The organism is Thermotoga sp. KOL6 (genome assembly GCF_002866025.1).
GTDB lineage: Bacteria > Thermotogota > Thermotogae > Thermotogales > Thermotogaceae > Thermotoga.
This window is the reverse complement of record NZ_LNDE01000001.1, coordinates 717148-738798: the sequence shown is the minus strand read 5'-3', so window position 1 is coordinate 738798 and position 21651 is coordinate 717148. Positions and strand designations below refer to the sequence as shown.

Genomic DNA, 21651 nt, shown 5'->3' with positions numbered 1-21651 from the left:
AATCTATGGGAGGGTGCTACCCTCCCTTATAGTGATCATCATGTTTAATACAGGAGGTGTTTTTTAATGAAATCTAAGTTCCTTCTTCTTGTATTCTCAATTCTTTTTGTTTCTATGATTTTCTCTAATATTCCCGAATCATCTTATTGGTTCCCAAACGATCTTTTAGATTGGTCTCCAAGCAATGATCCAAATGCTGTATACAATCGATCTCATGTTCCATTAGCGAAGAGAATTATTGGTGATCCTATTACGGATGTTGCTAGAAAAGACATGAAAATTATGGTTTTATCAATAATGAATCCTTCAACGAGCGGTATGCCATCGCAAGGGTTGAACAATTCGTTCAAAACGTATCCTTTCAGTTTTTGGCAATATGTGGATTACCTAGTAGCATGGGCAGGATCCGCTGGTGAAGGAATCATAGTTCCGCCAAGTGCTGATGTAATCGACGTTGCCCACAAGAATGGGGTACCAGTGCTTGGAACAATTTTCTTCCCTCCAAACGTATATGGTGGACGAAGAAACTGGGTAGATCAGTTTTTAAGAAAAGAAGACGGAAGGTTTCCAATAGCGGACAAATTAATAGAAGTTGCTGAATATTACGGTTTCGATGGATGGTTCATTAACCAGGAAACCAATGGTTGCAAACCTGAGCATGCGAAACTTATGAGAGAGTTTATAAGGTATATAAAGACAAAAGCTCCTTGGATGATAATAGTTTGGTACGATGCCATGACAAAAACTGGCGAAATAGAATGGCAGGGGGAACTCAACGAGAAAAACGTGGTGTTTCTCGTAGATGACGATGGATCTCCATTAGCTGATTCAATTTTTATAGACTATAGATGGCAATCTTTGAAGAGGGAGAAAACGATAGAGAATACTCTCTCAACTATGGAAAAATATGGAATAAATCCAGATAGAGTCTTTCTGGGGATAGATTTACAGGCTAACGGATACAACACGTACGCCAATTTCCCTAAGAATCAAAATGAAGATGGTTCTTTGAAACTTCCTTTGGCTTTGTACTGTCCAAGCTGGTCTTATTACTCCTCAAAAACCATAGAAGAATTTTGGAGGAAAGAAGAAACACTTTGGATAGCAGATCATCCAACTCTTGTTTACAGTTACAAAGAAGAGTTTATCAACAAGGATTGGGGAGATTATCCTCAGTATAGGTGGCAGTCTCCAGCAAAATTTGTTGTGGAAAAATCCCCAATTACCGAACTTCCTTTTGTCACTTATTTCTGTGCTGGACATGGTAAAAGCTTTTTCGTGAATGGGAAAAAGTTAAGTGGTAGCGAGTGGAACAACAGAAGTTTGATGGATGTTTTTCCAACCTATAGATGGAAAGTAGAGGGACCTATACCAACAATTTCTGTTGATTACTCAACAGCTTATTATGGAGGTTCATCACTCCGGATCTCTGGAAAGCTCAGCAAGGATGAAACAACGATTGTAACACTTTACCTAGCAGATTTGAATATAGACCAACCTGTCACTTTAGAAAGTGCTATCAAAGGAAAAGGTGACATTTCTGTAAGTCTTGTTCTCACAATGAAAGATGGTCTCCAGAAAGAATATCCGCTCATTCTTTCTGAAGATTGGAATATAACAAAGTACATTCTCGATATCAAGGGGGTTGTAAGGTACATATCCCTGAAGATAAAGGGATTGATAGATACGGAATACGCTTTCAATATTGGCATGATAAAAATTGTGCCTCGAATGACTACTGAACCAGATCAGGTGAAAAATATAAAAATCGATGCCACTGAATTTGAGAATGGGATATACGCACAAATAAGACTACATTGGTATCCAGTTAAAGGAGCTGAATACTATGAGATATACAGGTTGTATCCTAACGGTAACAAAGAGCTTGTATGGGTTACATACAACAACTATACTTACATTGCTCATATGAAAAGGTTCGGAAAGGAAAAGGTGACAACCCTCCAAGTGGTGGCTGTCTCAAAAGATAGAAACAGAGGAAAGCCAGGAGAAGTGACTTTTGAATGGCCACCTTATCCTGCGCCAAAAGCAGACTTTGAAGTGAGCAACACTATAATTGCTCCGGGAGAAACTGTGAGTTTCAGGAATCTCTCTTCTGAGGTTACAGAAAAAGTTGTTTGGATCCTTCCAGGTGCTACTCCTTCTGTCTCTAGAGAATGGAACCCAACAGTGAAATATCTCAAGGAGGGAATCTATCCAGCAGCATTGATCGCAATTAATACTGAAGGTGAAGATGCAAAGTTGGTGAATCCCATGATTGTTGTAACAACTAGAGCGAAAGAAGTAAAGAATTTGGCTCTTGGGAAACGAGCTTTTGCAAGCTCACATGTTCCTGCAGAAAAACCTGAATTAGCGGTTGATGGTACAGTTGAAAACAACAGTAAGTGGTGTGCAGTAGGTAAACCTCCTCATTGGCTGGTCATTGACTTTGGAAAGGAAGTTATTGTGAACAGAGTTGTTATAAAACACGCGGAAGAGGGACACGAGAGTCCAGATTGGAACACTAAGGATTACAGAATTCAAGTAAGTAATGATTTAGAAACATGGAAAGATGTGGTGATTGTCAAAGGAAACACTAAAAGTGTTACTGAGCATGCTTTCCCACCGGTGAAAGCTAGATATCTCAGGTTGTTTGTAGAAACACCAACACAGGTGGGCGACACAGCCGCCAGAATTTATGAAGTTGAAGTTTACGGTCTAGAAAGTTTTTGAGAATGGTGAAGGAAACCCTGGGGGTCTTTCTTCCCCCAGGGTTTTAAAAAAAGGAGGGAATCTTACAATATGACCAAGAAAGACTTGAGAAATTTTTTTAAAGGTATTCTTTTCATCTCTCCTTGGTTGTTAGGTTTCATAATATTCACAGCTTATCCTTTATTTTCGTCTTTTTATTTATCACTGACACGGTATAACGTAACCATGAAAGCTAAGTGGGTTGGTTTTGAAAATTACATAAAGTTGTTCAATGATCCCCTTTTCTGGAAGAGTTTAAAAAACACTCTCATTTATGCAGCTGGTTTGGTTCCCATTGGATTGGTGGTCGCTCTTGGAATAGCAATTTTACTGAACAAACCAATGAAAGAAGTAGCTTTTTATCGGGCTTCTATATATATGCCTTCAATAGTACCTGCTTTTGCATTTGCGGCGGTAGTAACATGGTTCTTTCATCCTTACTTAGGTTTTGTTAATAAAATTCTTGAAGCTATAGGAATACCTGCTCCGCTTTGGCTGAGTAGTGAAAAATGGGTAAAGCCTACCATAATAATAGCTTCCCAGTGGGGAGTAGGAGGGGCGATGTTGATTTTTTCGGCTGCTTTAAAGGATATACCTAAAGAACTCTATGAAAGTGCATTAATTGATGGTGCTAAACCTTTCACGATGTTTACCAAAATAACACTGCCTCTAATAACGCCAACCATTTTGTATTATTTAGTCACATCCACTATTGGTGCTCTTCAGATATTTGATCTTCCTATGTTATTGACCAACGGAGGCCCCGCGAACTCCAGTTTATCTCTCACCATGTATATCTATAGGCATGCGTTTACTTACGTTAACATGGGATACGCTTCTGCCATGGCATGGGTATTATTTGGTTTGACAGCCATATTTATTGCTATCTATTTCATTACCTCAAAAAGGTGGGTACATTATCAGTACTGAGTTTTAGGGAGGGAGAAAATGAAGAAGTTCTACATAGTGAGAAGAGCACTTTTAATTTTGATAGTTTTTATCTATCTTCTTCCGTTTATCTGGACATTGGGAACCTCTCTGAAGCCAGATCGTGAACTTTTGGAGTATCCTCCCAGGTTTTTTCCAGAGAATCCCGACTGGTCTAATTACGCAAAAGCACTTAAGAAGTTCCCATTCCTTATGTACTTGAAAAATAGCGTGATTATAACTGTAGGGAACGTTATAGGTGTTTTAATATCTGCTCCCTTAGTTGCATATGGATTCTCAAAAATAAATTGGAAAGGCCGAGAGATATTTTTTGGAATAATGATGTCTACAATTATGTTGCCAGGGGCCGTCACTATGATACCTGTGTTTTTAATTTTTAGGAAATTAGGCTGGATAGACACATTTTTGCCGCTTGTTGTTCCAGCTTTTTTGGGTGGCGGGGCAATGAATGTGTTTTTGATAAGACAATTCTTCAATACTATACCCAATGAGTTGTTGGAGGCTGCAAGAATAGATGGTGCCGGTGATTTAAAGATATTTTTTAGGATAATGCTACCAATGTCAAAACCTGTGTTAGCTTTAATATCGGTGTTTACTTTTGTGGGAAGCTGGAACAACTATATGGGACCGTTGATTTATTTAATGAGTGAGGAAAAATATCCACTTGCTTTGGGTATGCCAACTTTTATGAGTAGATATGGTACTTATTGGAATCAAGCAGCTGCAGCATCAATATTGACTTTGATACCGACAATTGTCTTCTTTTTATTTGCACAAAAATATCTGATAGAGGGAATAAAGTTGTCTGGGTTCAAATAATGAAAGCATGGCAGCATAGCTGCCATGCTTTTCTTTTTTCACTCCCTACACCACTTCATCACCTTTTCTACGGGGATCGTTGCAAGAGCTATGCAATTGTCGGCCGCTCCGTAGTACACGTAATAATAACCGTTGTATTCTACCATCGCGTCACTGAAAACCACATTTGGAACTCCTCCAAATTTTTCCCAATCTTCTTCCGGTTCGAGAATGGGTTCTTGTGATCTTTTTATCACTTTCGTTGGATCTTCCAAATCGAGTAACATGAATCCGAGACGATAAATTGGACGAGATGCTCCCGTATCTTGCACACCGTGGTACAAAACGAGCCAACCGTATTCTGTTTTTATCGGAGGAGCACCGACACCGATTTTCAGATTGTCCCACATGTCTGGTCTCGGTGATGCAATCTTCACAAAATTGTCCCAATGAACCAAATCGTCTGAGAAAGCAAGCCATATATCGGGAGGAATTCTGTGGAACATAACATATTTTCCGTTGACTTTTTCAGGAAAAAGTGCCGCGTCTTTGTTATCCACATCCGGTATCACAACACCGTATCTTTTCCATGTTATGAAATTTTTAGTGGAAGCCAAAGCGATTCTCACACCGCGTGGGGAATATGCCGTATAGGCCATATAATATTCATCCCCTATTTTCGTTATCCTCGGGTCTTCCACACCGTAAAGTTCGTCATCGTTTTTTGGGGAAAAAACAGGTTTCTCGAATTTGTTGAAATGTATTCCATCAGTGCTTACAGCATAACCGATTCGTGATACCATGTCTTCTCCTTGAGCTCTGTAGAGCATGTGAAAGAGTTCTCCGTCGAAGACCACAGCCGGATTGAACACAAATCTGCTTTCCCAGAGAAAGTAAGGTGATGGTTCCAGAATGGGGTTTGCAGGATGTCTCTCCAGTTTTAGCTCCATACTCTCTCCCTCCTCTACTTGAAGGACATCGATATTCCTTGGAGAAATTGTTTTCTGAAAATCAAAAAGATCAAAACCATCGGAATAGTTTGGATCACAGACCCTGCTAGCAACGGCCCAACATAAGCGGCGTATTCGTGATTGAAGGTGGCAAGCAGAACGGAAAGAGGCATTTTGTTATAGTCCTTTATCACCATAAGAGGCCAGAGGAAGTTGTCCCAGATCCCTATAAATGTGAAAAGACCCACAATAGAGAGTGTGCTTCTGGAAAGGGGTACCATCACTCTAAATATTATCCACAAAGTACTTGCACCGTCAATCTTCGCTGCTTCTATGTAGTCCTGGGGAATAGTTTTATAAGATTGAGTCAGCATGAAAAGACTCCATGCACTCATAAGAAACGGAACGATCATAGCAGGATACGTGTTGTAAAGCCCCAATTTTTTTATGAGAACAAATAGAGGGATGATGAACATGAAGCCGGGAAAAAGCATCTGAAAAATGATAAAGTTGAACACCACATTTCTTCCCTTGAACCTCACTTTCGACAGACCATAAGCTATGACGGCGGAACTCAAGACCACAGAGAAAGTTACAGTAAGGGTCACGAACAAGCTGTTAAAGAAAGCTCTAAGAAAAGGTCTTTCCATTTTCTCGGCCATGGTGAAGATGTACTTGTAGTGTTCCAAGGTGATTCTTGTTGGAAAAAATCTGGTGAATATTTCCTCAGGCGGCTTTATTGATGAAAGGAAAAGCCATACATATGGGTAGATCCATATCAAGGCGAAGAACACCATTACACCGTGGAATACAATTTCTTTTATTTTTTTTCTCATACTAAGGTCACCTCTTTCTCTATGACTTTTCTAATGAAGATCACGATGGAGAAGTTTATCAAAGCAGTCATAACTGCTATAGTCGTAGCATAACTTGGATTTATCCTTTGGAACGCCGTGTTGTACATGTAAAGCATGAAAGTTAGAGTTCTGTTCATTGGGCCACCACCGGTAATCATGTACGGTTCTGTGAATATACCGAACGAAAGATTCACAGCCAGTATCAAAACCGTTACTATGGCAGGGTTCAGAAGGGGAAGGGTGATTTTCCAAAATCTCACCCACGGAGTGGCACCATCTAGTTCAGCTGCCTCGTAAATGGACTTGGGAATAGCCTGAAGGCCTGAATAGAGAATTAGACCATAGTAACCAACGAACTTCCACGTAACCATGATGGCTATAGTGAGCATGGCGAGTTGAGGATCGTTGAACCAAGGAATGGTGATCCCGAACGCGTTGTAAAGGAATCTGTTTATAGGCCCTATCTCGGAGAATATTCTCTGAAACATGATGGAGTAAGCAACACCCGAAGACACATAGGCTACCAGAAAACTCAATGTGACAAAGGTTTTGAAGTATTTCATTCTGTTCAAAGCGATGGCAAACAAAATAGATGCCGCAAATACCATAGGAATGAAGTAAGAGAGGAAATTCATTGTGTTCATGAAGACTCTCCAAAACATGCTGTCTTCAAATATTCGAAAGAAATTCTGAAGGCCGATGAATCTGGGAGATCCAACGAATTTCCATTTCGAAAAAGCCAAGATCAACATCCACACGAAAGGATATCCCCAAAATATGGCGGTGTAGGTGAAATAAATTGATACCAGGCCCCATCCCAATCCGGCTTCACGTTTTCTCAGCGTCATGTTATCCCTCCCAACGCTTTACCGCGTATCAACCTCGAGTGTTATAGCAAAAATATGGACATTTACTTCTTCTGGTAACTTTATTTCTTTCACGTTTGAATCTACGTGAAACACGTATAAATCTATTCCACATTTTATGAACTGCTTTTCTCCGCTCGCTGTGAAGCGATAATCGAACGAGATAGTTTTGTCTGGTTTGCACCAATCAGTTATTTTTTCTAAAATAGCTTTATCCTCAAAGGATACTCTTATTTCATAATCTCCATGATTGGATGCTGCAAGTAAATATGCGTTTTTCACTTTTAAAGTCTCTGGTAGAATGATTTTCTGTCCAACACATCTCACGTTGTCTAAGCCACTTACGTGTAATATAAAGGGTATGTCGTTTATTTTCACTATTCCCTCAGACATCTCCTGAGCGGGTAAATATGCTCCCACAATACCGCCAAGATTGTCGAAGTTTCCAGGGGATGAGGGTGTACCAAATCCGTCGTTGTTGAACAAGGGTTTAATATCAAGGAGTATAAAATTATCCATATTGACTGTTTTTATCTGGACTACCTCCTCTTTTCTTTGCTTTTGTTTCTCGAAAACTTGATAATTCAACAGTTTTAAAGCACTACTCTTGAAATCGTAAACAATACTTTTCGTTCTGTCTCCTTCTTTGAAGCTTACCCCAACAATGTTGGGGATCATTATGATCTGGTCTAAAATCCCCTTTCCAGAGAGCACTACCCTTATATTTTTATCAACATCAAGAGAACCAATGTCGAACAATCCTTGACCAGTGAGGGAGGATCTCAGCTTTGAATCATTAGAAATCACAATGATTGACGTGGGGGAAAAGTTACCAGAAACAAGTAAACGATAGGTACCTGATGGTACGCTTAGTTCTTTTTTAAGTCTGGTTCCCTCTTCAAACTTAAAAGCAGCTCCTCCACCGTAATTCCCCAAGACGAGTTCAACAGGAGAAATACCAGGATCCATTCCTTCTGCTTCTATGACGGTGATACCGTTTCGGGAGACGATTGTGGGTGATTCAATGAGCTTTATGAATTTTTCCGGTAGAGTGAGCGAATGAAGCACCACTCTTAAAGCACTCACGGTTGACTCAGCACCAGCATTTTGGTTAACATGCATGTATTCGAGGCCATCGTATCCTTCGCCGTTGGGTCCCATCATTGGAACACCTAATCTGTTACCTCCAAAAAGCCAGGAAGCACCCAAAGAAGCTAGATATGCGAATTCTTCTTCACCAGTGAGTCTATAGATTTTGACAGCAGGAGTTACAGTGCAATCTAGTGAGTACGAAAGCTCTGGAAAGAGTTTCAAGTGGTTTTCTATTGAATATATCAGTCCAGTTCCAAGTAAAATAGGTATTTGAATCTCTAAGGATTTTTTCGCTGCCTCAAGATATTTAGGATCCATTGTTATCTTATAAGCCTCAACAAGAGCTTCGGCGTATCTATTCCCCCAACCATGCCATCTGAAGTGCTCCTTCTCAGTAGAAAAGAATCCCTGGAAGCAACCATTGGTGACTTGGAATTTCAGGAGCTCATCACTGAAGAATTTTATATCATCTTCTACGTTTTGGATCTTGTTGTAGCTCGATAATCCCAAAATATAGAGAGCGAGTTTGTCTCCAGACTTAGGAGGAGATTTTTTCAAGGCATTGTACGCTTTTTGTACAGCTTTTATTATGTTTTCATCCTTCGTGAATTGAGCCAATTTGGACAATCCCCAGAATGCTCTTAAAGTCCACCAAGAAGAGGTTTTTTTGGCGCTCGTTGGGCCGTATTTATTAATGGTACCGTCAAGATACGCGAAGTTATAAAAGTTTCCATCGGATGCCTGCATCTTTATAACAAACTTTGCTGCATCCATAGCGAGGGTCAGATATTTCTCATTCTTTGTGATCTCATATGCTTCGGAATAGAAAAGGATGACTCTGGCGGCATCATCTACGCAGAAGTCTCCCTCGTTTTTTGCACCTATTCCTTTATATTCCCCGTCTATTTTTTCTGCATAAACCCAGTATCCCTTTACTTTCTCATTCCCCAGCATGAACCAAACTGAAAGTCTTTCTAGGTGCGTAGTGTTCAACGTTAATGTGAAAAGGATGCCTGCCAGAGAAAACAACGAAATCCAAGCAATCCTTATTTTCATCTCTTCGCCCCCTGGAAATACTAGAATTCCTTGAAAGGCTTTTCCCCTATTTTCAATTTCCTGAAGGATTCACTTTTTTTCTCGAGGAGTTTTATGGCATCCGTCACGTTTTCTGCGCTATACAGCGTGAAAAGCCTCAGATGACGCACAGTGTCACCGTGTTTGTAATGATTCGGCATGTTTTCAAGCTTCAGAGAATAAGCGCCCTTTGTTGCTGGATAAACATCGAATTCACTGGGTATCCATTTGAAAACGCCATCCCTGAATTCCAAGCTTTCGTAAACCCATGTGTCTCCATCGATCCATTTTTTGTATACCGCAGGAACTACAGGGATTTCCGGCAGTATCTCAGCAATACCTATTTTCTTTCCCGGTGAGAAGTTACTTCTCCATCTCTCCATGGAGGCAAATATGTAAGTTGCTCCCCACCAAAGTGGTTTCATGGGATCAGTAGCTGGAAAGACAATATAAGGTATTCTATCTACTAGAGTGATCGCATTTCTTTCGAGCCAATATTCATAAGGAGTTATGCCCAATTGATCTGCCCAAACAAGCCTTCTAAACACAGGTAGAATGTGGACCGCATCTTCAAGAGCTGGAGCTATTGGTCTCGTTACCATAGTTTGAACCTTCATCATATCAGCGTAATTTTCGAATCTGAAAGTGTTGTCAACGAGTATGTCTCCATTTTTGAATATATGAACGACAAGTTCCTGAACCAATCCCTTAAACTTTTCAGATTCAAGGGTTGCAATGATTCCAGCTGCTAAAGGTCCGGGTTCCAAAACTTTCGTTGAGACCACTCTAAAAGCACCAGAAGTTTCTTCGTAATGCTTTCCCAGTTTACCATCAACGTAAAAGGTTGACTCCGGCCAACCACTAACACGTGCTATGCCTATCTCATCAAGCAAAGTTGCCTCAACATCACCAAACTTTGTGATTTTTGCAAGACCATGATCATTTACAAAAGCTTCCAACCTTCCATCGATTGTTTTTATCTGCCATCCTGAATCAACTTTTGTAATCTCAAACGCCTTTTTGTAGGAGATACTCTCTATAGATTGATCTGCTATGACAATTTTTCCCTCACCTTTTGCTAGGAAGACGAGAAAATCTTTTGAAGAAATTCTGCTGTTTCCGTCTACATCTTCAATTTGGAAAGGAACTTCTTTTCCTTCAAAAGTCACTTTCAAACTACTCCAAACAGGTTCAAAATCTTCTGGAATGAAATCCAAAAGATCCGACATTCGGATTACTACGGGGACTTCCATGGAGCCTGCATCTATAGGTATAGAAAATGTCCCGCCAAACATTATTGCAATTGACGAAATAACAATTAAAAAAAGAAAAATCTGCCGCATATTTTCTCCCCCTTTTAAAAATAATTAAAGTGAGGGGGGGCTCCCCTCACCGAAATAATTTGTTACCAAAGTAATTTGTTGATTTCTTTCACAGCTTTTTCGACTGCTTCTTCAGGAGTTGCCTTCAGGTACATAAGAGGTTCTATGAGATATGTTGTCATAGTGTTCTGAACATCGATCGTGTTGGTGATCAAAGCGGGCGGGATTGCGTAAGCTACGTATTCTGCTATCTTTGAGAAGTACGGGTCTTTCATATATTCTGCAAACACGGGATTCGAATTCAAATCTTCTCGTGCAGGTGGCATTTTTGTGAGTTCAATCCATCGAGCATCGTTTTCGGCGTTGGAGAACACCCATTTTATGAATTCAAAGGCTTCTTTTTTGTACTTACAATGCTTGAACATGACAAGACCTTTTGTATCGGCAAAGGTGTAGATCGGTTTATCAGCAGGATAATTGTCGGGAACGGGTGGAGGCGTCATCACGATGTGTGGGTAAACCTCTGGGTAATGTTCTTTTGTGTAACGCAAGTGCCACGGTCCCGTGATTTGGCCAAGGATTGTTCCGTTTTCAAACGGATCCTGTCCAAGATCGACAGCTGTCCATCCGTTCTTGAAAAGCGTGTAGATAAAGTTTGCAACAGCTTTTCCGTATTCGTTGTTGAAAACAGCTTTTCCATTTTCTATGTACGGTTTCCCACCGCTTGCTGCGTAATAGAACGTTATGAAATCGAACCATCTATCCCACCAGTTTCTTCCAGCAACAGCTCTGATGACGTACTTTTCTTTTGGAACAACCCATTTCTGTGCAAGTTCGTAAACTTCTGAGTATGTTCTTGGAGGTTTATCATATCCCAGTTCTTTCAAAAGATCTCCTCTCCATCAGAAGAGCATTGGGTTAGAGTAGATAGGAATCACGTAATAATGACCGTTGAGCTTCCAACCCTCAAGAATGTTTCTCATCTTCCTTGTTTCGGCGAGATTCCAAAATTCTTCCTTGAATTCTTCATCGAAAGCGACGAGTACTTCTAAATCCTGAGCGAGTTGGGCGGCGAAACCGCTGAAAATATTCGTACAGATGTCAGGAGCGTTTCCTGCTGCGATTGCGTTCAAGATCGCTTCTTCTGAGCTTCCAGCGGCTGGTATGACGGACCACTCGATTTGAACGTCTGGATGTTCTGCGTTCCACTTTTCAACTAGTGCTTTCCAGAAGGCTTCTTGGTTTGGATTTGGAGCGGTCCAGAAGACTATCTTTTTGACTTCTGCTAGTGCAACTACAGATAAGACTACCAACGCAAGAATAAGAACCTTCTTCCACATGCAGATCCCTCCCTTTATAGAAGATTTACAGGAACTATTTCGTGCTTTTTCTTTTTACAAATTGGGTGAAAACAAGTATTCGAACAGGATGTGGATTGACTTTCGTCAACAACTCATGTAAGCGCTTACATGCGAGGCATCCCATTTCGTATTTGAAAACCCTCAAAGTGGTCAAAGGTGGATCAAAATTTTCCGCGTCAACGATATCGTCGAATCCTATTACGGACACATCTTCCGGGATTTTCAATCCGTGTTCCTTCAACCTGTTGATAACCCAGAATGCTATACTGTCGTTTGATGTGAATATTCCTTCGGGAACTCCATAAGAATTCAACATTATATCCACCACTTTTTTTGCGCCGTCTTCTGTGTCATCACATTCATAGAATTTTGGCATCAATCCAGCTTTTTCCATAGCGTCTTTGTACCCGTCGTATCTCATCTTGAAACCGTAAGGCCATAAAGGGCCGTGAATATGAACAATTTTTGTGAATCCTTTTGAGATGAGATAATTTGTCGCATAAAGAGCTCCATCGTATCCATCACTTATCACACAATCTACCCTTTCGCCAGGTATGTAGTGATCTACGAGAACGAAGGGTTTTTTTCTAGACTTCGTTTCTTTCACAATTTCTTTTGAGACATCTCCTCCAACGAATATATAACCATCTGAATTGTCTGAATTTGAGAAATCCTCAAGAAGTTTGACATCCACTTTCATGCCGAGCTTTTCACAACTTTCTTCGATAGCCCTTATAACCACTCCGTAGAATTCTCCTATGATACCATTGTTCTGGAGGGGAGAAAGTATTCTCTTGCTTGCGAAGATGCTGACATTGAACAGTTTTCCTTTTGAGGCCAGTATTTTTGCAGAGATTTCCGGTTTGTATCCTAACTCCTCTATGGCTTTCCAAACTTTGTATCTGGTTCTCTCTGAAACGTATCCAGAACCATTTATCACTCTTGAAACGGTGGCGATTGAAACTCCGGCGAGTTTTGCTACATCTTCTATTGTTGGCATATCCTACACCTCCTGTAAGCGCTTACATACACTTTATACTAAAAATCTTAATGTTAAGTCAAGCGCTATTTTTTCCAAATATAGGCCAATATGTTTGAGTAGAGGAAATTATATCGAATTATTATCGAAAATCGAATTTAAAAAAAAATAAAAGCCCCCATAGGGGGCTCTTTTCTAGGTAAAATGTTTCATTTCGCGTAGGCAACACTTCTTTTTTCCCTTATGACAACCACCTTCAAGACTCCTGGATACTCTAGTTCTTCTTCTATCTTCTTTGATATATCGTAAGCGAGTTTTTCTGCGAGAGCATCGTCAACTTTATCTGGCTCAACGATAACCCTGATTTCTCTTCCCGCTTGAATGGCGTAGGCTTTTTCCACGTATTTAAAGCTCTTCGCGATTTCTTCAAGTTTCATAAGACGTTTTATGTAATTTTCCAAGCTTTCCCTTCTTGCCCCCGGTCTTGCAGCTGACAAAGCATCGGCAGCAGCCACAAGCACTGCTTCGGGGGTTTTCGGTTCTTCTTCTCCGTGATGGCTGAGTATCATGTTCACTATGTCTTCCTTCTCGCCGTATCTTCGTGCGAGTTCCGCTCCTATAGTAGTATGAGACCCTTCCAATTCTTGATCAACTGCTTTACCTATGTCGTGGAGAAGACCACCTCTTCTTGCTTTATCAGCGTTGAGACCGAGTTCAGATGCCATATAACCAGCAAGAAGGGCTACTTCTATTGAGTGACTGAGAACGTTTTGACCGTAACTTGTTCTGTACTTGAGTTTTCCAAGTAACTTGATGAGTTCGGGATGCAATCCCATAACACCTGCCTTGAAAGTTGCTTCTTGTCCAGCTTCTTTGATTGCTTTTTCTACCTCTGCCTTCGCCTTTTCGTACATTTCTTCTATCCTCGCAGGATGAATTCTACCGTCCGCAACGAGTTTTTCAAGTGTTATTCGAGCGATTTCTCTTCTCAAGGGATTGAAACATGACAGGACCACTACTTCTGGAGTATCGTCTATTATCAGATCGACTCCCGTGATTTTTTCAAATGTTCTAATGTTCCTTCCTTCTCTTCCTATGATTCGTCCTTTCATGTCATCCGAAGGTAGAGAAACCGTTGAAACGGTGATCTCTCCTACGTATTCTGGAGAATATCTTTGTATTGCGAACGCGATCACTTTCTTAGCCTCTTTCTCTGCTTCTTCTTCCACCTGTTCTTTCATTTCCTTGTAAAGTTTTGCGAGATCGTGTTCATATTTTTGCCTAGCTTCTTCTAAAACGAGTTCTCTAGCCTCCTCCACGGTCATTCCGGCAAGCTTTTTCAATTCCTCGTCAATTCTTGTTTCTTTTTCTTCGAGTTCTTTCATTTTCTCCTCAAGTTTCAGTTTCAACTCTTCTACCTGAAGTTCTCGTCTCTCTAGATTTTCCTCTTTTCTGGTTAGCAGCTCTTCCCTTTTCAAAAGTCTTTCTTCAAGGGATCTGAGCTCTTCCTCCCTTCGAGAGCGCTCTCTTTCGAACTCTTCTCTGAGCCTATGTATTTCTTCTCTACTTTCTATTATCGCTTTTTTCTTTATTTCGCTTGCTTCTTTCTCCGCGCTTTCGATAATAGTTTTTGCATCTTCTTTTGCTTTTTTCAATCTTTGATTTATCTGATAATTTGCTATTAGATATCCAAAAAAGAGACCGCCGATGCCTGCTAGTATGTACCACAACATCATTTCTCACCTCCATCTATTTGATCGAGTATCTCCTCGATCATGAAAATATCGAATCCTCTCTTGTAAAGGTAATCTTTAATGGCTCGTTTGTCCTTGAAACGTATCTTCAGTTTCTTCAATTCCTCAGAAAAATCGATTTCTGATAATGCCTTCCCTATAGCGCTTTCTATTACGTGTTCGTCCACACCGAGTGCTTTCAGTTTCATTTTCACTATTCGTGGCCCAAAAAGTTTCAACCTCATTTCGTCTATCGCAAAAAGAAACGCGGCTTTTTCGTCATCTACGTAACCTTGTTTCTTCAATGTATTTATAGTACTCTCTATTTCCTTGTCAGCAAATCCCTTTTCTTTCAGACGCCTTCGGAGTTCGTTTTCGAATCTCACTCGGTACTTTAGAAGTCTCAAGGCGTACTTAAGAGGATTTCTCTGGTTCTTTTTGCTTTTTCTCCGACCGTAAGAGGCCATATTTCTCTTTTATTCTCCTTTCGATTTCATCGGCTATCTTGGGATTTCCTTTGAGGAATTGGACCACGTTGGTTCCTCCTTGACCGAGTGAGATATCTTCACCTTTCAAGGTGGTGTAGTAGTACCAGCTACCTTTTCTGATTACAATACCTTCACTCACGGCTATATTGAAGAGTTCGTACTCTCTGTCTATACCCTTGCCGTATATGATGTAAGTCTGTGCGGTCTTGAAAGGAGGAGCGACTTTGTTTTTAACGATCTTTACGTTTATTGTGTTTCCTATTACATCTTTTCCTTCTTTAATTGCTTCGCCTCTTCTGACTTCCAACCTCATAGTGGCGTAAAATTTCAATGCAAGTCCTCCCGTGGTTGTTTCCGGGCTTCCAAACATCACGCCGATTTTCATTCGTATCTGGTTAGTAAATATTACCACCGCTTTCGATTTGTTCACACTTCCTGCTATTTTTCTCAGGGCTTGAGACATGAGACGAGCTTGCAACCCGACTTGCATGTCTCCCATGGCACCTTCTATTTCAGCCCTCGGTACCAAAGCGGCTACGGAATCAACAACTATTAGGTCTACTACTCCGCTTCTTACAAGCTCATCAACTATTTCAAGGGCTTGTTCTCCATGATCTGGTTGTGAGATCAACAGGCTTTTCAGATCCACACCGAGATTCTTTGCATACACTGGATCTAAGGCATGCTCTGCATCTATGAACGCTGCAACTCCACCCATCTTTTGTGCTTCAGCGATGGCGTGAAGAGCCAAAGTAGTTTTACCACTGGACTCTGGTCCAAAAATTTCCACAATCCTTCCTCTGGGATACCCTCCCACTCCCGTCGCAATGTCTATAGCAAGAGAGCCGGTTGGGATAACCTCTACAGGTTGGACCTGAGTTTCATCACCCAGTATCATTATCGATCCTTTTCCAAAGTTCTCTTCTATTCTTTTCAAAGCTTTTTCTAAAACACTCTTTTTCTGTTTTTCCTCAGCCATGTTTGATCAATCCTCCTTCAAAGTGACATTCGTAAAGAACTTTGTAAATAGGGCCGGTTGGTGTTAAAGTGGACGAGAAAATTTTGAAGCTGTCCACCGCCACCTCTATGGGTGGAAAGTCAATGTCCCCAAGTAATTTTTCCCATTTGTCAGGGTAATACTTCACTCTTCCGATGGTGATGTGTGGAACGAATCTTTCTTCAAAGGAAAAACCATGGTGTGAGAGTTCGTTTCTCAATTCTTCGTAGAGCTTGTTTAAACGATCTGTGTTTTCCACTCCCAACCAAAAGACTCGCGGGGATCTTCCCCTTCTGAAAAATCCGAAGCCTTTCACAGTAAAAGAAAAAGATGGGAATCCTCTCACTCTACGACAGAGATGTTCCGCTATTTCTGCAATCTTTTGTTCTTCTACGTTACCAAGGAAAAAAAGAGTAAGGTGCATGTTTTCCTCAGACACCCACGTTGCTCCAAATCCTCTTCTCATGAGTTTTTCTATAACTTCAGAAGCTTGTTTTTTAACTTCGTCGTTCACGTCGATGGCAATAAAAGTTCTCATAGATTATCCCTCCATTTTTGTGATTCTTGCAAGATCCATCGTGTAGAAAATCCCAGAGAGAACTGTTACGATGAATGAAAGTATTACAAGGAACATCAAGATGGGAAATGTAAGAAGGCCCATCTTGAGCAGGAAAACGCCTATCAAGACTACAAATTGAGAAACGGTTTTTATCTTTCCTATCCATCTCGCTGGCACGATTATTCCTTTACTGGCTGCAAGGATTCTGAGGCCGTTTATGAGTGTGTCTCTTGCAAAAACAGTCAGCACGTACCAAATAGGTAGAACATCCAACATGGTAACGGCCGTAGAGATTATCAGGATTTTGTCCGAAACTTGATCAAAAACCTTTCCAAAATCTGTCACTTGGTTCTTTCTCCGTGCGAAGAAACCGTCCAAATAGTCTGTAAACGCTGCAAAGAGAAAAACAGCAAAGGAAACGATGTCCCATCCTTCTAGATAAAACCAAACGATCGGTATCGTAAGGACCGCTCTCAGTATGGAAAAAAAGTTGGCCAAGTTCATACAGGTAACCCCCACATATCATATTCGTCATGTTCTTTTATTACTATATCAAGGAAATCACCGATGTTCCCTTCGCCTTTTACAAGGACAATCCCATCCACCTCTGGTGCTTCTGTCCAACTTCTTCCTACTAGGTATTCCCCCTCCTTTCCTTCGACGAGGAATCTCATCTTCTTGTTGAGAAACCTTTCCAAACGATTGTAAGAGATTTCCGATTGAATCATCAACAGTTCTTCTTGTCTTCTCTGTGCCGTCTCTGGTTCCACCTTTTTCGTCAGTGTGTATGCAACCGTTCCTTCTTCGTCTGAGTAAGTGAAGACCCCGAGTTTGTCGAATTGCACTTCTTCAACAAATCTCTTCAACTTTTCGAAATCTTCCTCAGTTTCCGATGGAAATCCAACTATTATACTCGTTCGGAGGATAGCATCTGGAAACTTTTCTCTTATATAAAAAAGCATCCTCTTCAATTCTTCCGATCCCTTGGCTCGCCCCATGAGTTTCAAAATTCTATCACTTCCATGTTGCACTGGCACATCGAAATACTTTACCACTTTCTCCAAGTTCAACATGGCTTCTATTATGTTCTTTGTCAGATGATCTGGATGAAGGTACATCACTCTGATCCAGAAATCACCTTTTAGACTGTTCAAATTTCTCAGAAGATCGGGTAGAACTTGTTTCCCGTAAAGATCCACACCGTAAGAAGTTGTATCTTGAGCAACCAAAATGATTTCTTTCTTTCCCATTTTCAAAAGGTCCTCCACTTCTCTAACAACATCCTCTATCTCTCTACTCCTCAGTCTTCCTTTGAAGCTCGGGATGGAACAGAAGGTACATCCCCTGTCACATCCGTCGGATATTTTCACGTAAGCGAAAGGCTTTTCTTCCAAGCTGAATCTTCTTCTATAACTGTAAACGGTTTCGGGACGGTCTGGTATCAAGTCTTCTCCTCTCTCTAAAGCCGCCACTATCTTTTCTGGGGCTGCCACACCTATCCACTGGTCAACTTCAGGTATTTCTCTCTTTAAATCTTTGTAATACCTTTGAACAAGACATCCTTTTACAACTAGTTTGAATTTGTACCCGTTGTTTTTTGCTTCGATGAAAGAGAAAATTTCTTCTATTGCCTCTTTTTTTGCATCTTCAATGAAAGCGCAGGTATCGAGAACAACAATGTCTGCTTCGTCTACACTTTTTACGATTTTATGCCCTTTATCCTTCAGAATCCCTGCCAATACGTCACAATCGGCCTCGTTTTTTGGGCAGCCTAGAACCTTTATTCCCACTTTCATTTTTTTATGATTTTCCTCCTCTTCTTCAAATATCTCTCCCTGATTTTCTCCAAATGCTCTTTGTACTCTGCTTCTCTGTAATTTGGATAAGTGAACTCCATGTGTCTGAATTCTCCTCGAACGTAAACTAATGTTACTTCTGCATATATACCCTTTCCTAAATAAATACGGTTCCCCCAGTGTTTCGTCGAAGCCAAGACGAATTGAGTGTGGTGGATGTAACCTGGATCTATATTCACTTTCCTCTTTCCTTCCACAGCGAACATCTTTTCTATAGAATTAGTTTCAAGCTTTATGTCTGCAAGTTGATAAGGATGTATGAGTCTTTCAAAACTAACCAGTTTGCCTTGTAAACCTTGTCCCATTTCTTCTGAATAGTAGAGGGTGTACTTTTCAAAATCAAGATTATTTGATACGTAATCTATCGGACCGAATCTTTCCTCAAGGACGGGTCTCACCTCGCTGAACCAGTAATCTATGTGAGACGCGAAGATGAACATCACCAAATTGACCAAATCTGGAGTTTTTATTTCTCCCATGACACCATCACCTCGAATTTTTTGAGTTTCACCGTCCACTCTTCTGAAGAGGTTCTGAGAACAATATCACCCTCAGTTTCCACCGTATACTTCCCCTCAAACAATGGCACCTCACCCTTTACAGGAGTCCCGTTCAAGATAATCTCTTTCGAGCTGACAAGGTAAGCAGGTGGAGTACGACGAAGTTTTATGTTTTCGCTAATTGAAAAGATGAGCAAAACAATTCCTACGACTAAGAATGATATCAGAACCACATTTTGTGGACCTCTTTCTTTTTCCTTTCCTTTCTTTTTTTCCTTCTTCAGTCCTTCTTCGAGAGTTGTTTCTTTCTTCCCTTCCTCGTACATTTGCAGCATCTCTTCTGAAGGCAATTCTAGAAACTCTGCGTATCGCCTTATATAACTCTTCACATAAATTTCCGCATCAAGATTTTGCAGATCACCTTCCTCAATGCGCTTTAATTTGCTAGGATTTATGTTTGTGAACAGGGAAGCATCTAAAAGAGTGATTCTCCTCTCTTCTCTTCTCTTTTTGAAGGTTTCTCCAAGTTCCTTCCATTTTTCGCTCAAAACAATCGCCTCCAGACACCCGTCTGGTTGTTTGAGGGCTGAATTTATTTTATCACAGCGGGGAAAGTGTTTAGAAAAGGCTTCTTTTCAGTCGTTGAGTGTAAATATGAGCCAGCCTAGTAGGTTCTGGGATTCTCTTTCCAGGCAGTGTAAAGGATTTTATGAGTCTCATGGAACTTTCAACGTCTATCAGGTGCCCTGGTGAGACAAAAATGGGTGCACTTCCTTCTTTGGTCCTCATTACGCAACCTATGATGCCTTCATTGTCGTACAAGTAACTCCAAGAACACGCTTTATTTTCTGGTTCAGCATACGAACCGTAGAGTCTGGATTTTGCCACTCCGATCGTCGGAATTTCTATGAAGAGTCCCATATGGGATGCAATGCCAAGTTTTCTAGGGTGAGCTATTCCTTGCCCGTCGAAAACTACTACATCGGGACGTATTTTGAGTTTTTCCCACGCTCTCAAAAACAACGGCCCTTCCCTGAAAGCAAGGAGGCCAGGAATATAGGGAAAGGGTACTTCCCCTCTCTCCGTTGCGAGCTCCACGATCTTGAACGAAGGGTATTCCAGTACCACTACTACTGCGAGTCCTTCTTTTGATCGTGGGAAAGAAAGATCTACCCCCGCCACGTACTTCGGTTCTCCTTCGAAAGGTATGAATTGCAACTTTTTTCTGAGTTCTCTTTGTATCTCTACAGCTTCCTTGGGTGATAGATTCCATTCGTGCAGTTTTTTGTACACCATTTCTCTCACTCCTTGAAATCATCTATCAACACCAACGCTGATATGGGAAAATCGAGATATATCCGTTTTTTTCCCAGGTTTTCTATTATGGTGTAGTAGATTTCATAATCGTCTTTTGAATTGAACCTGTGTATCGTAAACTTCCTCGACGGATGAGCCTTTCTCAAAACTTTCAATATGTATTCCTCTTCCTCTGGCTGCGCTATGAACACATGATCTCCTTCGATTTTATTGGATATTCCAATATCTTCCCAAATGACTTCGTTCGGCTCGAATCCCACTCTTTCTTTCCATACACCTCTCATGTTTGCTTCGAAAACTCTAGATACAAGGGATGAAATATTCACGATTACTAGATTCATAGAAGGTGCTTCTTCTACGGATTTCCCGAAGAGATCTTTTTTGAACGAACTAATTTCCTTTTCATCAGCGAAGACTTTACCGTTTTCATCGATTATGTAGGGAAGAGTGAAAAATTGGTATTCAATACCTTTTTTTACCTTCGAAAGCAGTGTGAGAAGTTCTGGAAGTCTTATATTTGTTTCGATGTACGGTTCTACTTTTTTGTACAATCTTGCGATTTCATAGGGATTTTTTTTCAAAGCTTTGTTGAGAAGTTTCTTTAGGACTTCCTTTTGGCGTTCTATTCGAGCGAGATCACCCATGGAGTCTTTTCTGTACCTTATATATGCTAGGAGCTGTTCGCCAGACAGTTTGTACGGAATCCCAGGTTTAAAATCTATGACCAGATTTTGGGAGAGATCCTCATAGAACATCACTTCGTTAGGGATCACCTCAATCGGCCCTAGTTCGTCTCCCAACACTTTGAACGCTTCGTAATTGAAAATCACATACGAGGATGGCTCTATCCCAAGGAGAGATTTCACAACTTGGCACAATTTCTCTATTCCATAAGAGTTGAAGATGGCGTTGACCTTTATGTTTTCCACCATCAGATCTCTGGGTATGGAGATGAACGAAAGGATACCCTTTTTCCAATCAAGAACTCCAAGAACGATTACGTCAGTTCTAACTGTATGTTCGATCTCCTCGTCTTTTCCGAGAACGAGGAATACGTAGGGATTCTCAACATTTTCACTTGAGAAAAGAAACGATATAGATCTGTTTAGTAAAAACAGGAATGATATAATTAAAAAGAAGGCTAAACTAATTGAAAGAAACAAGAACACTTTTTTCAACATGGCATCACCCTGATCGTATTCTATC

Annotated in this window: 19 protein-coding genes and 1 pseudogene; 3 read left to right on the top strand and 17 right to left on the bottom strand. The window is 40.7% G+C overall.

The window, feature by feature from the left end; genetic code table 11:
- Positions 1 to 66 precede the first annotated feature (66 nt).
- The 3 genes from AS005_RS03940 (at position 67) to AS005_RS03930 (ending at position 4515) form a co-directional block, all read left to right on the top strand.
- Complete coding sequence (locus tag AS005_RS03940) at positions 67 to 2730, top strand: discoidin domain-containing protein (RefSeq protein WP_101510351.1); 2664 nt, start codon at positions 67 to 69, stop codon at positions 2728 to 2730.
- Positions 2731 to 2799: 69 nt separating this feature from the next.
- The gene (locus AS005_RS03935) at positions 2800 to 3678 is read left to right on the top strand and encodes a carbohydrate ABC transporter permease (protein ID WP_101510350.1); all 879 of its coding nucleotides are present in this window, start codon (positions 2800 to 2802) and stop codon (positions 3676 to 3678) included.
- Positions 3679 to 3696: 18 nt separating this feature from the next.
- Entirely contained in the window at positions 3697 to 4515 is an 819-nt protein-coding gene (locus tag AS005_RS03930; RefSeq protein WP_101510349.1) for a carbohydrate ABC transporter permease, read from the top strand.
- 38 nt (positions 4516 to 4553) lie between these two features.
- Here the strand turns inward: AS005_RS03930 and AS005_RS03925 are convergent, their stop codons facing one another.
- The 17 genes and pseudogenes from AS005_RS03925 to AS005_RS03845 form a co-directional block, all read right to left on the bottom strand.
- Positions 4554 to 5444 (bottom strand): glycosidase, encoded by an 891-nt coding sequence (locus AS005_RS03925; protein ID WP_101510348.1) that lies wholly within the window; start codon positions 5442 to 5444, stop codon positions 4554 to 4556.
- 14 nt (positions 5445 to 5458) lie between these two features.
- On the bottom strand, positions 5459 to 6280 hold the full coding sequence (locus tag AS005_RS03920; RefSeq protein WP_101510347.1) for a carbohydrate ABC transporter permease: 822 nt from the start codon (positions 6278 to 6280) through the stop codon (positions 5459 to 5461).
- Entirely contained in the window at positions 6277 to 7149 is an 873-nt protein-coding gene (locus AS005_RS03915) for a carbohydrate ABC transporter permease (RefSeq protein WP_101510346.1), read from the bottom strand. Before AS005_RS03915 ends, AS005_RS03920 begins: the two co-directional genes overlap by 4 nt.
- An 18-nt stretch (positions 7150 to 7167) precedes the next feature.
- Positions 7168 to 9315 (bottom strand): hypothetical protein, encoded by a 2148-nt coding sequence (locus tag AS005_RS03910; protein ID WP_101510345.1) that lies wholly within the window; start codon positions 9313 to 9315, stop codon positions 7168 to 7170.
- Between the two features lie 20 nt (positions 9316 to 9335).
- Entirely contained in the window at positions 9336 to 10676 is a 1341-nt protein-coding gene (locus AS005_RS03905; RefSeq protein WP_101510344.1) for a hypothetical protein, read from the bottom strand.
- Positions 10677 to 10738: 62 nt separating this feature from the next.
- Positions 10739 to 11995 (bottom strand): annotated as a pseudogene (locus tag AS005_RS03900) (extracellular solute-binding protein).
- A gap of 34 nt (positions 11996 to 12029) precedes the next feature.
- Positions 12030 to 13016 carry a LacI family DNA-binding transcriptional regulator gene (locus tag AS005_RS03895; RefSeq protein WP_101510343.1) on the bottom strand — a complete coding sequence of 329 codons (987 nt, stop codon included), beginning with the start codon at positions 13014 to 13016 and terminating at the stop codon, positions 12030 to 12032.
- Positions 13017 to 13204: 188 nt separating this feature from the next.
- The gene (gene rny, locus AS005_RS03890; protein ID WP_199203829.1) at positions 13205 to 14728 is read right to left on the bottom strand and encodes a ribonuclease Y; all 1524 of its coding nucleotides are present in this window, start codon (positions 14726 to 14728) and stop codon (positions 13205 to 13207) included.
- Positions 14728 to 15195 carry a regulatory protein RecX gene (locus AS005_RS03885; RefSeq protein ID WP_101510341.1) on the bottom strand — a complete coding sequence of 156 codons (468 nt, stop codon included), beginning with the start codon at positions 15193 to 15195 and terminating at the stop codon, positions 14728 to 14730. Before AS005_RS03885 ends, rny begins: the two co-directional genes overlap by 1 nt.
- The gene (gene recA / locus AS005_RS03880) at positions 15143 to 16195 is read right to left on the bottom strand and encodes a recombinase RecA (RefSeq protein ID WP_101510340.1); all 1053 of its coding nucleotides are present in this window, start codon (positions 16193 to 16195) and stop codon (positions 15143 to 15145) included. Before recA ends, AS005_RS03885 begins: the two co-directional genes overlap by 53 nt.
- Positions 16188 to 16751: an RNA 2',3'-cyclic phosphodiesterase gene (gene thpR, locus AS005_RS03875; protein WP_101510339.1), complete on the bottom strand. Its 564-nt coding sequence runs from the start codon at positions 16749 to 16751 to the stop codon at positions 16188 to 16190. Before thpR ends, recA begins: the two co-directional genes overlap by 8 nt.
- A 3-nt stretch (positions 16752 to 16754) precedes the next feature.
- Positions 16755 to 17276 (bottom strand): CDP-alcohol phosphatidyltransferase family protein, encoded by a 522-nt coding sequence (locus AS005_RS03870; protein ID WP_199203828.1) that lies wholly within the window; start codon positions 17274 to 17276, stop codon positions 16755 to 16757.
- A complete protein-coding gene (gene rimO / locus AS005_RS03865) occupies positions 17273 to 18568 on the bottom strand; it encodes a 30S ribosomal protein S12 methylthiotransferase RimO (RefSeq protein WP_101510337.1) in 1296 nt (431 codons plus the stop codon). Before rimO ends, AS005_RS03870 begins: the two co-directional genes overlap by 4 nt.
- Positions 18565 to 19107 carry a DUF4416 family protein gene (locus AS005_RS03860; RefSeq protein ID WP_199203827.1) on the bottom strand — a complete coding sequence of 181 codons (543 nt, stop codon included), beginning with the start codon at positions 19105 to 19107 and terminating at the stop codon, positions 18565 to 18567. Before AS005_RS03860 ends, rimO begins: the two co-directional genes overlap by 4 nt.
- The gene (locus AS005_RS03855; RefSeq protein WP_101510336.1) at positions 19095 to 19676 is read right to left on the bottom strand and encodes a RodZ family helix-turn-helix domain-containing protein; all 582 of its coding nucleotides are present in this window, start codon (positions 19674 to 19676) and stop codon (positions 19095 to 19097) included. The genes AS005_RS03860 and AS005_RS03855 overlap by 13 nt, the downstream gene beginning before the upstream one ends.
- A 70-nt stretch (positions 19677 to 19746) precedes the next feature.
- Complete coding sequence (gene nfi / locus AS005_RS03850; protein ID WP_101510335.1) at positions 19747 to 20424, bottom strand: endonuclease V; 678 nt, start codon at positions 20422 to 20424, stop codon at positions 19747 to 19749.
- Between the two features lie 5 nt (positions 20425 to 20429).
- Entirely contained in the window at positions 20430 to 21626 is a 1197-nt protein-coding gene (locus AS005_RS03845; RefSeq protein WP_101510334.1) for an LCP family protein, read from the bottom strand.
- Positions 21627 to 21651 lie beyond the last annotated feature (25 nt).

Excerpts from the sequence above, each read along its gene's own strand:
- AS005_RS03940 (WP_101510351.1), top strand. The coding sequence starts at position 67 with ATGAAATCTAAGTTCCTTCTTCTTGTATTCTCAATTCTTTTTGTTTCT.
- AS005_RS03935 (WP_101510350.1), top strand. The coding sequence starts at position 2,800 with ATGACCAAGAAAGACTTGAGAAATTTTTTTAAAGGTATTCTTTTCATC.
- AS005_RS03930 (WP_101510349.1), top strand. The coding sequence starts at position 3,697 with ATGAAGAAGTTCTACATAGTGAGAAGAGCACTTTTAATTTTGATAGTT.
- AS005_RS03925 (WP_101510348.1), bottom strand. The coding sequence starts at position 5,444 with ATGGAGCTAAAACTGGAGAGACATCCTGCAAACCCCATTCTGGAACCA.
- AS005_RS03920 (WP_101510347.1), bottom strand. The coding sequence starts at position 6,280 with ATGAGAAAAAAAATAAAAGAAATTGTATTCCACGGTGTAATGGTGTTC.
- AS005_RS03915 (WP_101510346.1), bottom strand. The coding sequence starts at position 7,149 with ATGACGCTGAGAAAACGTGAAGCCGGATTGGGATGGGGCCTGGTATCA.
- AS005_RS03910 (WP_101510345.1), bottom strand. The coding sequence starts at position 9,315 with ATGAAAATAAGGATTGCTTGGATTTCGTTGTTTTCTCTGGCAGGCATC.
- AS005_RS03905 (WP_101510344.1), bottom strand. The coding sequence starts at position 10,676 with ATGCGGCAGATTTTTCTTTTTTTAATTGTTATTTCGTCAATTGCAATA.
- AS005_RS03895 (WP_101510343.1), bottom strand. The coding sequence starts at position 13,016 with ATGCCAACAATAGAAGATGTAGCAAAACTCGCCGGAGTTTCAATCGCC.
- rny (WP_199203829.1), bottom strand. The coding sequence starts at position 14,728 with ATGTTGTGGTACATACTAGCAGGCATCGGCGGTCTCTTTTTTGGATAT.
- AS005_RS03885 (WP_101510341.1), bottom strand. The coding sequence starts at position 15,195 with ATGGCCTCTTACGGTCGGAGAAAAAGCAAAAAGAACCAGAGAAATCCT.
- recA (WP_101510340.1), bottom strand. The coding sequence starts at position 16,195 with ATGGCTGAGGAAAAACAGAAAAAGAGTGTTTTAGAAAAAGCTTTGAAA.
- thpR (WP_101510339.1), bottom strand. The coding sequence starts at position 16,751 with ATGAGAACTTTTATTGCCATCGACGTGAACGACGAAGTTAAAAAACAA.
- AS005_RS03870 (WP_199203828.1), bottom strand. The coding sequence starts at position 17,276 with ATGAACTTGGCCAACTTTTTTTCCATACTGAGAGCGGTCCTTACGATA.
- rimO (WP_101510337.1), bottom strand. The coding sequence starts at position 18,568 with ATGAAAGTGGGAATAAAGGTTCTAGGCTGCCCAAAAAACGAGGCCGAT.
- AS005_RS03860 (WP_199203827.1), bottom strand. The coding sequence starts at position 19,107 with ATGGGAGAAATAAAAACTCCAGATTTGGTCAATTTGGTGATGTTCATC.
- nfi (WP_101510335.1), bottom strand. The coding sequence starts at position 20,424 with ATGGTGTACAAAAAACTGCACGAATGGAATCTATCACCCAAGGAAGCT.
- AS005_RS03845 (WP_101510334.1), bottom strand. The coding sequence starts at position 21,626 with ATGTTGAAAAAAGTGTTCTTGTTTCTTTCAATTAGTTTAGCCTTCTTT.